This is a genomic window from Asaia bogorensis, from assembly GCF_900465345.1.
GTDB lineage: Bacteria > Pseudomonadota > Alphaproteobacteria > Acetobacterales > Acetobacteraceae > Asaia > Asaia bogorensis_A.
The window spans coordinates 44960-59607 of sequence record NZ_UEGO01000032.1 but is presented as its reverse complement, the minus strand read 5'-3'; the positions used below and the strand labels follow the sequence as shown (position 1 = coordinate 59607).

The 14648-nt window shown below is 59.8% G+C and carries 12 protein-coding genes; 10 read left to right on the top strand and 2 right to left on the bottom strand.

The features are described 5' to 3' along the window. Positions 1-17 precede the first annotated feature (17 nt). From ED655_RS12290 to ED655_RS12270, 5 genes are read left to right on the top strand one after another with little or no spacing between them, the layout of a single operon-like run. Positions 18-2129 carry a DNA polymerase III subunit gamma/tau gene (locus ED655_RS12290; protein WP_122050425.1) on the top strand — a complete coding sequence of 704 codons (2112 nt, stop codon included), beginning with the start codon at positions 18-20 and terminating at the stop codon, positions 2127-2129. A gap of 18 nt (positions 2130-2147) precedes the next feature. After that, positions 2148-2471: a YbaB/EbfC family nucleoid-associated protein gene (locus tag ED655_RS12285; RefSeq protein WP_023977620.1), complete on the top strand. Its 324-nt coding sequence runs from the start codon at positions 2148-2150 to the stop codon at positions 2469-2471. A 54-nt stretch (positions 2472-2525) separates the two neighbouring features. Further along, positions 2526-3125, top strand: coding sequence for a recombination mediator RecR (gene recR, locus ED655_RS12280; RefSeq protein ID WP_122050407.1), 600 nt, complete (start codon positions 2526-2528; stop codon positions 3123-3125). Then, complete coding sequence (locus ED655_RS12275) at positions 3122-3880, top strand: SDR family oxidoreductase (protein ID WP_205836043.1); 759 nt, start codon at positions 3122-3124, stop codon at positions 3878-3880. The genes recR and ED655_RS12275 overlap by 4 nt, the downstream gene beginning before the upstream one ends. 28 nt (positions 3881-3908) lie before the next feature. Then, complete coding sequence (locus ED655_RS12270; protein ID WP_162993511.1) at positions 3909-5798, top strand: glycosyltransferase family 2 protein; 1890 nt, start codon at positions 3909-3911, stop codon at positions 5796-5798. Between the two features lie 34 nt (positions 5799-5832). On the opposite strand, the gene ED655_RS12265 is transcribed toward ED655_RS12270, so the two are convergent. Beyond that, complete coding sequence (locus tag ED655_RS12265) at positions 5833-6363, bottom strand: hypothetical protein (RefSeq protein ID WP_162993510.1); 531 nt, start codon at positions 6361-6363, stop codon at positions 5833-5835. Positions 6364-6407: 44 nt separating this feature from the next. Beyond that, positions 6408-6734, bottom strand: coding sequence for an FYDLN acid domain-containing protein (locus ED655_RS12260; RefSeq protein ID WP_122050424.1), 327 nt, complete (start codon positions 6732-6734; stop codon positions 6408-6410). Positions 6735-6916: 182 nt separating this feature from the next. Here ED655_RS12260 and aroA point away from each other — a divergent pair, with 182 nt between their 5' ends. The 5 genes from aroA to ED655_RS15925 all read left to right on the top strand — a co-directional run bounded on the left by aroA (position 6917) and on the right by ED655_RS15925 (position 14637). Next, positions 6917-8260: a 3-phosphoshikimate 1-carboxyvinyltransferase gene (gene aroA / locus ED655_RS12255; RefSeq protein ID WP_240993648.1), complete on the top strand. Its 1344-nt coding sequence runs from the start codon at positions 6917-6919 to the stop codon at positions 8258-8260. Then, positions 8260-8892 (top strand): (d)CMP kinase, encoded by a 633-nt coding sequence (gene cmk / locus ED655_RS12250; protein WP_122050402.1) that lies wholly within the window; start codon positions 8260-8262, stop codon positions 8890-8892. Before aroA ends, cmk begins: the two co-directional genes overlap by 1 nt. 495 nt (positions 8893-9387) lie before the next feature. Then, positions 9388-11082: a 30S ribosomal protein S1 gene (rpsA, locus tag ED655_RS12245; protein WP_122050401.1), complete on the top strand. Its 1695-nt coding sequence runs from the start codon at positions 9388-9390 to the stop codon at positions 11080-11082. A gap of 197 nt (positions 11083-11279) precedes the next feature. Continuing rightward, positions 11280-13088, top strand: a complete 1809-nt coding sequence (locus tag ED655_RS15930) for a glycosyltransferase family protein (protein WP_240993647.1) — start codon at positions 11280-11282, stop codon at positions 13086-13088. Continuing rightward, on the top strand, positions 12973-14637 hold the full coding sequence (locus ED655_RS15925) for a glycosyltransferase (protein ID WP_240993650.1): 1665 nt from the start codon (positions 12973-12975) through the stop codon (positions 14635-14637). Before ED655_RS15930 ends, ED655_RS15925 begins: the two co-directional genes overlap by 116 nt. Positions 14638-14648: the final 11 nt, after the last annotated feature.

Below are 14648 nucleotides of genomic sequence, written 5' to 3'. Positions count from 1 at the left end.
GTCTCGTCGCACGAGTCATGACGCCTTCAGATACCTCTTCCCATGATGACGATATTCCGCTGCCCCCGGTTGAGGCTGGCGGATTTTTCGATGCGCCGCAGGAAAGTCCCGTTGAGGCGGCTGCTCCTGCACCAGCAGCGTCCGGGGCACCCGCGCGGGATAAAAACGAGCGCAGCGGACCCTATCGTGTTCTCGCCCGCAAATATCGCCCCCAGCATTTCGATGACCTGATCGGGCAGGATGCCACGGTGCGTATCCTGCGCCGTGCCTTCCAGCTGGGCCGCGTTGCCCATGCCTTCATGCTCACCGGCGTGCGCGGCGTGGGCAAGACCACGACGGCGCGTATCATCGCCCGTGCGCTCAACTGCATTGGCGTCGATGGGCAGGGCGGCCCGACCGCTGATCCATGCGGTGTCTGTGCCAATTGCACGGCCATTCTCGCCGATCGTCATCCCGATGTGCTCGAGATGGACGCCGCGTCACGGACGGGCGTGGACGATATACGCGAAATCATTGAGGCGACACGTTTCCGCCCGATGCAGGGGCGCATGAAGGTCTTCATCATTGATGAGGTCCATATGCTCTCACGCAACGCTTTCAATGCGTTGCTGAAGACCCTCGAGGAACCACCGGAGCAGGTGACCTTCATTTTTGCGACGACTGAACTGCGCAAGGTGCCGGTGACCGTGCTGTCGCGCTGCCAGCGATTCGATCTGCGCCGCGTGCCGCAGGAGATGCTCATGCAGCATTTCGCGGGCATTGCGGAAAAGGAGTCGGTCGCGTTTTCGGAAGAGGCGCTCTCCCTGATCGCACGCGCTGCCGATGGCTCTGTGCGTGACGGGCTGTCTCTGCTCGATCAGGCGATTGCGCAAGGTGAGGGCGAGGGGGCCGAGCGCATCGAGGCTCCCATGGTCAGCGCCATGCTGGGGCTGGCCGATCGTCAGCTCGTGTTCGACCTGTTCGAGATCCTGATGCAGGGCAAGGCCGAAGAGGCCCTCGCCATAAGTGGTCAGGCCTATGCGCAGGGGGCTGACCTTGGCATCCTCCTCGCCGATCTGCTCGATCTGATTCATGTAATCTCGCGTCTCAAGGCCATCCCGTCGCTGCGTCACAGCCGCGAATTGCCGGAGGCCGAGCGCGATCGCGGGGCCTCTCTGGCCGATCGCCTGCCCAATGCCGAACTCGGTCGCGCCTGGCAGATCCTGCTCAAGGGTATTCAGGAGGTCGAGCAGGCCCCTGATCGACGCGCTGCGGCGGAGATGGTGCTCATACGTCTTTGCTATGCCAGCACCCTGCCGACGCCTGATCGCGTGGCACGCATGGTCATGCAGATGCAATCCGAGGACCGCCCCGCCGGTGATATGGACAGGGAAACTCTGTCGGGTCCCGCAGGCAGCAGGGCGGGTCAGGGCACCGGATCGGTTTCCGCACAGGCGAGCAGCCCGCAGGGGATCTCGGGCAGTCATGGCGGCGATGACCGCCCCAAAGCCGCCCTGCGTCTGGTGGCTAATGGGGGTGTGGCCTACGACCCTGTCTCCAGTACCGTGGCTGTTCCTGCGCCTGTTCTGACCCCGGTACAGCCAGCGCCGCAGGGCGAGGAGGCAGATGCTCTCCTGCCGCCCCTGCGTTCATGGCGTGAGATGGTCGCTTTTGTCGCACGCCAGTCCGAAGCCATGTTGCATGGCATGCTTCGCCATTCGGCTCACCTTGTGCGCTTCGAGCCGCCACGTGTGGCCATACGCATGGCCCGTGGAACGCCACCGCGTATTGAAACCCGTCTGCAGGCCCTACTTGAGAAAGCTTATCCAGGGCAGTGGCATGTCGAAGCCTCGGATGAAGAAGGCGAGCCGACACTGGATGAGCAGGGTGCAGAAATCGTTGCCCTGCGCCGCGAGGAACTTCATGCGCACCCGCTGCTGCGTGCCATACTCGACGTGTTTCCCGATGCCCGTGTTGGCGAGCCAAAGGATCTCTCGCTCGACGAATACGGGCTTCCCCCCGAAGAGCTTGAAGAGCCGGAGAGCTGGACGGCAGAACCTGCCGTGCCCGATCTGGACTTTGCGCCCCTCGATGCCGATCTGATGGATGACGATGACTGGCACGATTTCGGTGGCAGCTCTTCTTTCTGACCTCAAGGACAAGACATCATGAAAAATCTCGCAGGACTGATGAAGCAGGCCTCACAGATGCAGTCGCGCATGGAAGAGGTGCAGAACACGCTCAACGCGCTCACGGTCGAGGGCTCCTCGGGCGCCGGGCTCGTCAGCGTAACCCTCAGCGGCAAGGGTGACATGCGCGGCCTGCGTATCGATCCGAAGCTGGCGGACCCGAATGAAGTCGAGATGCTTCAGGATCTCATTATCGCGGCCTTTGCGGATGCCCGCAGCAAGGTCGAGGCAGCCAATGCCGAGGAGATGCGCAAGGTCACTGGCGGGATCGATCTGCCGGCTGGCATGAAGTTTCCTTTCTGAACCCCCAAGGCCTGAAACCGTCATACCGGTTGTACTGAGCAGGAGCGCACAGCCATGATGGGTGGTGGCGATGTCGAGAGGCTGATCCAGCTTCTATCCCGTCTGCCCGGACTGGGGCCGCGATCGGCGCGCAGGGCCGCCCTTGTGCTCCTGCGTTCCCCGCAGACGAGGCTTCTGCCTCTGGCCCAGGCCATGGAAGCCGCAGCCCATTCCGTGCGCAGCTGTTCCATCTGCGGCACGCTCGACAGCAGCGATCCTTGCAGCATCTGTGCCGATCCGGCGCGGGACAAGGGATTGATCTGTGTGGTCGAGACAGTGGGCGATCTCTGGGCGCTTGAGCGCTCAAGACTGCATCCCGGGACCTATCAGGTGCTTGGCGGCGTGCTCTCGGCGTTATCCGGCACCGGTCCTGAGGATCTCAATACGGCGTCGCTGCTGGCGCGGGTGGAATCGGGTCAGGTGCGTGAGGTTATCCTTGCGCTGGGGGCTACAGTCGAGGGAGCGAGCACGGCGCACTGGCTGCAGGAGAAGCTCGCTGCCTTTGATGTGACCATCACGCGCGTCGGTCACGGCGTGCCGATCGGTGGTGCGCTCGATGTGCTGGATGACGGCACATTGGCTGCGGCGCTCTCCGCCCGGCGTCCCGCGCAATGAAAGCGACCTCTGCGATATCTCTCCCATCGGGTATGCCCCGGGCGGCACTGATCACAGGTGGGGTGCGGCGCATTGGTCGGGCGCTGGTCGAGGCGCTGGCAATGGAGGGATTCTCGGTTGCCATTCACTGCCGCTCTCATGCGGATGAGGCGCGAGCCCTGCTGGCCACACTTGACGTAACGGGATGTGTTCTTGAGGCCGATCTCACGGATGAGGCGCAAACGGCCCGGTTGATCGGCGATGCCACGAAAGCGCTCGGGCCTCTGGGTGTCCTGATCAATAACGCCTCTGCTTTCGAGCGGGATGAGTGGTCCGACGTCACGCGCAGTTCGTGGGACCGGCATATGGAAACCAATCTGCGCGCGCCTTTCGTGCTGATGCAGGAATTCGCGCGTCTGTTGCCTGAGACGGCGCAGGGGATGGTGCTCAACCTGCTGGATCAGCGTGTCTGGAACCTGACGCCCCATTTCATCAGCTACACCCTCTCCAAGGCAGGGCTCTGGACCCTCACCCAGACCATGGCGCTCGCTCTGGCACCACGCATACGGGTCAATGCCATCGGGCCGGGGCCTGTGCTACCGGCCGTCGGACAATCGCAGGAGCATTTTGACAGAATGTGCCAGAATGCGCCGCTCGGTATCGGTGCCGCCCCCGAGGAAATTGTCACAGCGGCGATGGCTTTATTGCAAATGCCGTCAGTAACGGGGCAGATGATTGCGCTGGATGGCGGTCAGCATTTACAATGGCGCCCGTAACACTTCAATAAAAAGGCGATTACTCCTCATGACATCCCTGACCTGCCGCATGGCTGATGGAGAGCGCTTCGGTTTTACGGTGGCACGGGTCAGGACCCATCATCATACCTATCTGAATCTGAGTGAGCATGATCATGCTCTTTCGCATAAAGCCCTATCTGCCCTCCAGGGCGAGACGCTCCTGATCACATGGTCTTTCATGCCGGAATTCGCTCTTCTGGTCGCCAGTGATGGCAGATGGCCTGATGCGCTCTCGGGGGTGGATGAAACGCGCTGGTCTCCTGCTTTCATGGCGTTCTCTGTCATAGACATGCAGGCAGGTCGACATGCCCTGAAACCATTCGGGAAACCGGATTTTCTGACCGCAGAGATCGACACCGGGGCCGTCCTCTCTGATCGACCCACAATATCGGATTGGGAGCTCTTCGAGTTCGAGACTTCAAGGGATCCGTTGCCCGTCCTGCTGAGCGATTTTGCCGAGATTTTCGGCAATATGCTTCATGCGCGTCACGAGGCGACAGCCGTTCTGCATGCGTTGCTGTCAGCACCGGTATCCTTTCTGCCAGCCCTTCTCGATATTGTGCTGACACTCCTCAGATCGGATGTCCTTGCGGCATTTGTCACGTTGTTCACGACAGATCTTGAACATGCGGTTGATCCGTCTTCCCGCGATGTCCTGCGTCTTCTCGCGGCGATACCGGGTGGTACATGGATTGCCGATGCGCTGCAGGATCTGCATGAGTGGAAAAACGGCCGTAATCGGGCGTTGATGACTGCTGATGCGCGATATGACTTTCTTGGCCAGCAGGATCAGCGCGGTCCGGGGGGGGATTATTACCTGGGTGCTCGCCTGCTGGGTGAGGCCCGTAAAGCCGTTCTCCCGAAATACAAGCTGGCGGTGCTTGCTACGGCGCGTGATGAGGGGCTTTATCTGCTCGAATGGATTGCCCATCACCGTCGCATCGGTGTCGAACAGTTCTTCATCTACACAAATGATCTGACAGATGGTTCGGACGTGCTTCTAAGGCGACTGGCGGAAGCTGGCGAGATTGTCTGGATCGACAATACCGGGGCGGCGCCTGCGCGCATCAACATGCAGGATAAAGCCTATTATCACGCTCTGACTATCGTGCCGGAATTGCTGGATTATCGCTGGTGTCTCGTCATTGACCTTGACGAAATGGTATTGCCTGGCGCCCATGTGGATTACAGCCTGCCTCCGCTTCTCGATGCCCGCGAGCATGAGGGCGCCGAAGCCATTGCCATATCCTGGCGCGTATTCACCTCGAACGGTCACCTGACCTGGGCGCCTGGGCTTTCATCAGAGCGCTTTGTCGAGACCGAGCGTCATCCGCTCGTCAAATCAGTATTTCGTACCAGCCATTTCTGCGGGGCATCGGCTCATCATCCCTCGGCGCAGGATAAGCGTCTCATCCCGTTCCTGACAATCGACGGGGAGCGCCACCGGAACGGGGATCTGGGCGATCATGATATCAATTTTGCAGCTCGCCCAACGGTCAATGCCATGATCTGCCACTATCATGTGCGCTCGCTGGAAGAATATGTGTGGAAGTTTGCCCGCGGCGAAAACGACGGTTCGGGAGTGCTCAGGATAAAGCATTTTCGCTATAACAACCCTGCCATCTTCAACCTGTTCACAACCCGTTTCGAAGCGGGCGGTCCAAAGCCTGCCCAGCCTCTCGCCGAAGATACGCGCCGCGGTATGAGGCGACTTTCCCGTCTGCCTGGAGTGACCATGGCCCAGGAAGCGGTCGAGCGGCGCTTTGCCATGCAATCGGTAGATTATGTGGAGCAGAGCGCGACGATCATGAAGGAAGATGACCGCATTGATCCCGAAACGCGGGAGCGGTGGTGTGCTCTGGTGGCTCAGTGGCGTCAGGCACGCGGGCTGTCATGAGGGGTACGGCGTTGAAACAGACCGTCAATAGATTTCAGGGGGGTGGCTGGTCGGATCCCGACGCGACCCCGGCGAACCCCGAGGCCAGGTAGTTTTCGACCACCAGGGAGAATGGCAGCCCGTCAGCCCCACGCGTCAGCATGGCGGTATTGCGCAGCAGGATATCGGGAGGGAGATTGTTGCGCTCGCTCTCTAGCGCTACCCGGTGAAAATGCAGCGCTCCCACCACATGGCCGAAAGGCAGGGTGGTGGTGTCGAGCAATCTGTTCATGGCGGGTTCCAGGCGCTCAGGCACATACCAGTTCCAGGCATCGGAAAGGACATGGGTGCCGCAGCGTAAGCTGACATGGCGCAGCCGAACATGCTCATGAGCACCGAGTGAAAAATGCGTCTTGAACGGGGCAGGGGGAAGCTGGGCATGTGTCGGCAACGCAATGGCTGTGATTGCAACGCCTGGCATCAGATGTCCGCAATAGGCCTGTAATACCTTCGTCGCACTGGGCTCGGCACCAAGTGCGCGGCTCAGTCGATCAGCCGTCTCGGCGTGGGAGAAGGAGGGGGCCATGCATAAAAGAAAAAAGCCGGTCAGACCGGCTTTTCCCATAGAAATCAATTTTCGTTATCGTCGTTGTCGGTGGTGACTTCGATCTCGGATCCGAGATCATCATCGTCATCATCGAGATCCGATGCGTCTTCCATCACATCGTCATCGCCATCTTCATCGGCGTCGAGATCGACATCAATGTCATCCTCGTCGCTCTTGGGAGCGTTCTTTGTCTGATCCGCAGGGATGTCGCCGCCGCGCTTGGGCTGGGGCAGATCGCTGGGCTGTTCTGCGCCGCATTTCGGGCAAATCGCGGGAGCGCGATTCAGGTCGTAAAAACGTGTACCGCAGGAGACGCAGACGCGTTTCAGACCGAGTTCTGGTTTTGCCATGATGACTACCTGTCGATCCTGAACCGGTTGAAAAGGGAAACGGCTTGTGCCGCGAAGCACGGGGCCATGCCAGCTTGTGCCCACAATGTCAAATGCCAGCGGGGATTTTGATCTCAAAACCTGACATGAATCCGGTCTCGGCAATTGACAGGAAGGGGGCTCGCATCGGAATGAACGCTATCATGGAACATCATCCCTCCGCCCCCGTCATTCCTCTTTCCGTAGTGCGCAATCCCGGCCCGCTTCGGGGTTCGATTCGTGTGCCCGGCGACAAGTCGATCAGTCATCGCGCCCTGATGCTGGCGTCCCTTGCCAGCGGGTGCACTGTCGTAACCGGCCTGCTGGAAGGTGAGGATGTGCTGCGCACGGCTGATGCCATGCGCGCCCTTGGCGCGACAATCACCCGAGAGACGGATCGCTGGGTCATTGAGGGCAAGGGTGTCGGTGCGCTGAATGAACCGGACGATGTTCTGGATATGGGTAATTCCGGCACGGCTGCCCGCCTTTTGTCAGGTATCCTGTCCAGCCACGCCATCACCAGCTTCATGACGGGCGATGCCAGCCTTCGCAGCCGTCCCATGCGCCGCGTCACGCAGCCGCTCTCGGCCAACGGGGCCTGTTTTGCCACCAGACATGGCGAGAAGCTTCCGATGGCCATCATCGGCACGGGTGAGGCCGCACCGATTGCCTATTGCCTGCCGGTTGCCTCGGCGCAGGTTAAATCCGCCATTCTGCTGGCCGGGCTTAATGCGACGGGCAGGACAAAGGTGGAAGAGCCCGTGGCGACGCGCGATCACACCGAAAATATGCTGCGCCATTTCGGCGTCGAGGTTGAGGTCGGGCTGACCCCGACAGGTGGTCGTATCATCACCCTGCAGGGACCTGCACGTCTTGCGGCCCGCGATGTTGTCGTGCCGGCTGATCCGTCATCTGCGGCGTTCCCCATCGTGGCGGCCTGCCTCGTTCCTGGCTCGGAAGTCCGACTGCCCGGTATCGGGCTGAACCCGCTGCGCACAGGGCTGTTCATCACGTTGCGTGAGATGGGTGCATCGCTCGAGATCGAGAATGAGCGCATCGAGGGTGGCGAGCCCGTCGGTGATCTCGTGGTGCGTGCCTCTGCCCTGCATGGTGTGGATGTGCCGGCCAATCGCGCGCCCTCCATGATTGACGAATATCCGGTGCTGGCTGTGGCCTGTGCGTTTGCCACCGGCACATCGCGCCTGCGCGGTCTTGAAGAACTGCGCGTGAAGGAGAGCGACCGCCTTTCTGCCACTGTGGCGCTGCTCAAGGCCAATGGCGCGACTGTTCGTGTTGAGGGCGATGACATGATCATCGAGGGACGCGGCAGCGCCGAAGGGCTTGGGGGCGGTCTGGTTGAGACACGCATGGACCATCGTCTGGCCATGAGTGCCATCGTGTTCGGCCTGGCTGCGGAGAAGCCCGTGATGGTGGATGACACTGGCTTCATCAATACGAGTTTCCCAGGCTTCGTCTCGCTCATGACAGCGCTCGGGGCTGCGCTTTGATGCGCCTTATCATTGCTGTTGATGGCCCGGCTGCGGCGGGCAAGGGGACGTTGGCCAAATCACTCGCTGCGGCGCTGGGGCTGCCTCATCTGGATACAGGGCTCCTCTACCGCGCTGTCGCCCGTCAGATGATCCTCAAGGGTCTCGACCCGGCTACCGATAGCGGCGAGCAGACGGCGCAGGCGCTCCAGCCCGAGGATCTGCTGCGTGATGATCTGCGTGTGCCGGAAATCGATCGTGGCGCAAGTTCGGTAGCCACGCAGCCTCCTGTACGCTCCGCCCTGCTGCGGCGTCAGCGCGAGTTTGCGACAGCCAGCGGTGCGGTGATTGATGGGCGCGATATTGGCACGGTGGTTTTCCCCGATGCCGACCTCAAGTTTTTTGTCACTGCCAGCGCCGGGGTCCGCGCCCTGCGTCGCTACCAGCAGCTTCATGGGACAGGTGCCCGTGATGAAAGCGCGCTTTCTGCCCTGACGGCAGAAATCAGCGCACGCGATCAGAAGGATGCGGAGCGCCCGGTTTCTCCACTCCGTCAGGCTGATGATGCCGTTCTGATTGAAACAGATGACATGGATGCCGGGGCCGTTCTGGCCCATGCCCTGTCGATCGTCAGGTCTCGTTTTCCGGACTGAACCGGAAATCTGCAATCTGGCCGGGGCGGGTAGGGTGCTTTATCCTCCAACCCTGTTCCCGGCAGATGAATGATGGCTGGTGGCGCATCAGGCGCCTTGTGCATACGGGGCTCTTTCTAGCGCTGTCATCGCACTCATGTTACCGCCGGGGCGTATTGCGGCGCGGCGGCCCCCCTGCGCCTGCGGGTGTTCGACTTCACACGCGCGCATGACTGAATGGCATGATCGGCAGCACTTGCGATTTGACCCGGAGTCGAGACCTCGCACCCGATTTAGGCCCGGAAACACAGGTTTTTGTTGACAAGCACCCTGCTGCGGGTGTCTGACCACGGGCAGCGTAACGCCACCTGCGCTATCCGTTCTCCCGCGCCTTGCGGGCGATCTTTCCCTGAAGGCTCATGGGTGGCCCAGGATCATCGAGCAAGCCGTCCGGCCAAGATGTCGGGCGCAGACATTGGCCCGGTCTTCACGATCGGCCCAGGATTACGAAAACACATGGCTTCAGCCACCAATACCGTCGAAGACTTTGCTGCTCTTCTCGACGAGACCCTCGGCCAGGACACGGGCTTTGACGGCTCGGTTGTCACCGGTCGCGTTATCCGTCTGACGGACGAGTATGCGATTGTCGATGTCGGCCTCAAGAGCGAAGGTCGCGTCTCGCTCAAGGAATTCGGACCGCCGGGCACTGCGCCTGACGTGCGTCCGGGCGACGTGATCGAGCTTTATGTTGAGCGCTACGAAGACCGTGACGGCTCCATCGTGCTGTCGCGCGAGAAGGCCCGTCGTGAAGAGGCATGGACCTCGCTCGAGCGTGCATTCGCGAACAACCAGCGTGTCAACGGCACGATCTATGGTCGCGTCAAGGGCGGCTTCACGGTTGATCTCGGCGGCGCCATGGCGTTCCTTCCGGGCAGCCAGGTCGATATCCGCCCTGTGCGCGATGTTGCTCCGCTCATGGGCCAGCCCCAGCCTTTCCAGATCCTCAAGATGGATCGCGCTCGTGGCAACATCGTTGTCTCGCGTCGTGCCGTTCTTGAAGAGACCCGTGCAGAGCAGCGCTCCGAGCTGATCCAGGGCCTGAAGGAAGGCATGATCCTTGATGGCGTCGTCAAGAACATCACCGATTACGGTGCGTTCGTTGACCTCGGCGGCGTCGATGGCCTCCTGCATGTCACCGACATTGCCTGGAAGCGTATCAACCACCCGTCCGAAGCCCTGCAGATCGGCATGCCGGTTCGCGTTCAGGTCATCCGCTTCAACTCCGACACGCAGCGTATCTCGCTAGGCATGAAGCAGCTTGAGGCTGATCCGTGGGAGAACGTGGCGATCAAGTATCCGCCGGGTGCCCGCTACTCCGGTCGCGTCACGAACATCACCGATTACGGTGCATTCGTTGAGCTCGAGCCCGGCGTTGAAGGTCTGGTACACGTTTCCGAGATGTCCTGGACGAAGAAGAACGTCCATCCGGGCAAGCTTGTCGCGACCTCGCAGGAAGTCGACGTCATGGTTCTCGACGTGGACAGCGCCAAGCGTCGTATCTCGCTCGGCCTGAAGCAGGTTCAGCGCAACCCGTGGGAGCAGTTCGCCGAAGAGCACAAGGTCGGTTCGACCATCGAAGGCGAAATCCGCAACATCACCGAATTCGGTCTGTTCGTGGGTCTCTCTGCCGATATCGACGGCATGGTGCACATGTCCGATCTTTCCTGGGACGAAGCCGGCGAAGCAGCCATGGCGAAGTTCGAGAAGGGTCAGGTCGTTCAGGCCAAGGTGCTCGATGTGGATCCCGAGAAGGAGCGCATCTCGCTCGGTATCAAGCAGCTTCAGGAAGACCCTGCAGCCGATACCCTGTCGCGCGTCCACAAGGGCGACATCGTGACCTGCCTCGTGACGTCGGTTCAGACCAACGGCATCGAAGTGAAGGTGGACGATGTCCTGACCGGCTTCATCCGTCGCGCCGAACTGGCTCGTGACAAGGCCGAGCAGCGCCCCGAGCGCTTCGCGGTTGGCGAGAAGGTCGATGCGAAGGTCGTGTCCGTCGATCGTGCTTCGCGCAAGCTGGCTCTGACCATCCGCGGCCGTGAGGTCGAGGAAGACAAGGCTGCGATCAACGAATACGGTTCGTCCGACAGCGGTGCATCGCTCGGTGACATCCTCGGTGCGGCGATCCGTCGTCGTAATACCGAGGCGTAATCTGCCGCAAAACAGCAGAAACACTATGAAAGGGCTGCTTCGGCAGCCCTTTTATTATTTCTTGTTAAACTGACATTCAACTTCACTATTAATTCGTGGACGAACACTTTTGCCGGATCGCTGATTAGGCTAAAGGCAGATCAATGGATGAGCGGGGATTGCCCCGTTTGTTGGTGCGATGTGCAGGTGGGGTATTCATGGCTGTTATCTACAATACAAATTATACCCATAACCCCAATTCGTATCTGACCCTCGCGGTCGAGCGCGCTGCCCGCGCCCTGTTCGGGCATGACCAGATCCTGCTTGCCGACAACATGTCTCTCGCTGCCGCAGCTGCGTCAGGCGAACATGATACGTTGATCTGTATTGATGGTCAGCGCATCAATACCCAGCTCATGCGGCGCATCCGTCCTGCTTTCAAGACGATGATTCTCTGGACGTTTGAAGATCCCTTCATGAGGGATTTCAATGTCGAGAATTCGGGTCTCTTTGATTACGTATTTACCAACGACCCTTCCTGCGCTGAACATTATCGCGGCAAGGGTTTTTATCTGCCGCTTGGCGCCAGCCGCACAATTCACCATCGTGATGTCAAGGACGCTGAAGCGCTCGACTACGACATCTTTTTCGCGGGCACGATGTGGCCCAACCGGGTGGAAACACTCCGTCGTATCATTGCAGCCTTTCCTCAGGCGCGCCTCAAGCTCATCTGCCCTGGCAATGAATATCTGCCTCCGCTTCCCGCTGATCTGGCTGAGTTGGCCATTCAGCGTCCGGTCAGCCACGAGGCATTTATCGACTTTGCCAATGCGAGTGCCGTCACGCTCACCATGTTCCGCGATTATGCCAGTCATGGTGACATAAGCCAGGCGACCGCACCCGGTCCGCGCTTCTACGAACTTGCCCTTGCTGGAGCTGCGCAGGTGGTCGAGGCCCCTGAGAGCATGGACACGAAGTACTTTGCGGAGATCGAGGGCACGTTCCTCGCGCGCGATGTCGATGGTGTTGTGAGCGCGGTAGCGGCTTTGCTGAACAATCGCGATCTCCGTCGTAATGTCGCTCTCGCTGGTCAGAAATCAGTCCAGGAAGGACATCTCTACGAGCATCGCCTCCGTTACATGGCTGAAGTGACCAAGGCGAATTTTGGTCGTGCAAAGCCGGGGACAGAACTGGCACCCCGTCGCCGACGTCTGCGTGTGCTGATGTGCACTCATTCAACCATTCACGAAGCTGCCTGGGGCGGTGTCGAGGTTTATCAGCAAACCCTGTGCTCGATGCTTGGGCGAGAAATCGAGTTTTTCTACTGGCTGCGTCGTGGCACGCATTGCCGACTGACCACAGCCAACGGGCAGGAGGTCGAGCGTTACGATGTGCCGGAAGTGGGCTGGATGGACGCCATGTGCGACGGTCCGGAAGAAATGGCATTTTCCAATGCCATCAGCCAGTACAACTTCGACATCGTTCATTTCCAGCACCTTGGACATCACGCCCTGTCACTGCCGATCATTGCAAAGGCTTGCGGTGCAGGTGTGGTATTCTCGGCCCATGATTTCTGGCTGATCTCGTCTCGCTACAACCTGCTGAACCAGGATCTTCGCTATGTCGAAGACGAGGTGAAATCGGTCGTGGCCAGCGATATCATTCTCAAGGTGGCCGAGAACATCGAATATGGTGGTGAACAGACGCGACGCGCATTCATCGCCAAGATGCTCCATTCTGTCGATCTGATCCTGTTCGGCACCGAGCACTCGCGCAATCTGACGCACGAGATCTATCCGATCCTGAATCAGAAGAGCAGCCTGATTCTCGGTATCCCTTCTCCCGAGAACACGATCCCCATCGTGCCCAAGGCATATGAACCGCTGGGTGAACGCCACCCTCAAGGTGGCGATTGTCGGCAATTTCCTGCGCACCAAGGGTGCCGATACCATTCTCAATCTGATCGAGATTGCCCATCCCGATCATTTCGAATTCCATATCTTCGGCTATATCCATCCGGAATATGACGCGGTCATCAATGGCAAACCGCGCCCCAATGTGAAGGTATACGGACGCTATTCGGCAGGTGATATCGCCGCCTTGCAGGTGGCTGATGTGGCGCTGAATCTGTCCATCTGGCCCGAAACTTACTGCATTTCGCTTTCCGAAGCCTGGCAGAACGGCCTTATTCCCATCGTGACCGATGTCGGGGCACTGGGGGACCGGGTGAAAGATGGTGTGAACGGTTTCAAGGTGCCGATCGGCCGGGCGAACATGGTACTGGAGCGGCTCGAGCTGCTTCGTTCCTCCGAAGGTATCCGCCGTGAAATCATGGGGAATATCTCGCCGGCATTGTGGACCCAGGCCGAAACCTACGCCGATAACATGCGCGATGTTTATCGCGAGGCGGCTCCGGTTCGTGAGCTTGGAACGGCTGAAATGCAGATTGATGCCGGTCAGGTCCATCTGCTGCCGCATGCCTCATGGCGTCACCAGGCACCGCCACGTCATATCTTCGATCCGCCAACCATTCGCGATCTGTCGGTCGAACTGCCAGAGCCCGTGACGGACTGGTATTCGATCCAGGGGGCAGAATATTATATCGATGACGTGTGCCATTTCGTGCTCGCGGATAACGAGCCGGAGGATTTTGCCGGTTCGTACGAATTCCACATCCGGGGCTGGCATGTCCTGCCGGGTGTCAGTTCAGCCGGGTCGATGTACGCTGTTCTGATCGGCGATGATGATACGCCCATGATCTTCCTGCCATGCATCCGTGAGGCACGCGGGGATGTGCTGTCGATCTATCCCAATGCCCCGCGTCGTTCAGGCTTCGCCGGTCAGGCGGCCTTGCGTGGCAAGTGGTGCGAGGGACGCTTCCGTGTCGCGCTGGTCAATATCGTCAACGGCTCGGGTGCCTTCATGGTGACCTCGGTCGAGATCGCGGTGAAGGACGGCAAGATCAACGAAATCCAGGTTGAGCGCCCGTCGAATGGCCAGATCATGGCTGATTTCGACCGTGTCTCACATGCTGACGGTCATCTGCGCGGCATCAAGCTGAGTCGTCTGCACAGGGAGGGTGCCCTTCATCGCAGCACGAATGACTTCCAGCATTATATTGACTCACTGAGCGGCCTGATCGGTGATCCGGCTCCACTGCTGACCGATGATGGCAATCTCTTCATTCGAGGATGGGGCTTTCTGCGTCAGATCGAGCGCGCCGGCAGCATGTCAGTCGTCCTGGCGAGTGAGACCAGCGACGAGGTGTTTTTCTTCGCGCTTAACCGCTTCGTTCGTCATGACGTAAAAACGATCTTTCTCGATGCCCCGCTTTGTGTCGGCTTCGAGGGGTGGCTCTCCATATCCTCCGGCTATGCTGCTGAAATGGCCGGTCGTTATCGCCTCTGCCTGGTCAATACCATCGGTGAGGTGGTGGGTATCAAGCCGCTGGATGTGGTTGTGACGGTGACAGACGGCATTATTGCCTCTGTCGAACACAAGGAGGTCAGCGAGGCTGTGGTCACCCGTGTCAATGAGTGCATCGAGGCCCGCTATGCGTCCGAGCCTGCTGTCTGACATCCGGGAGC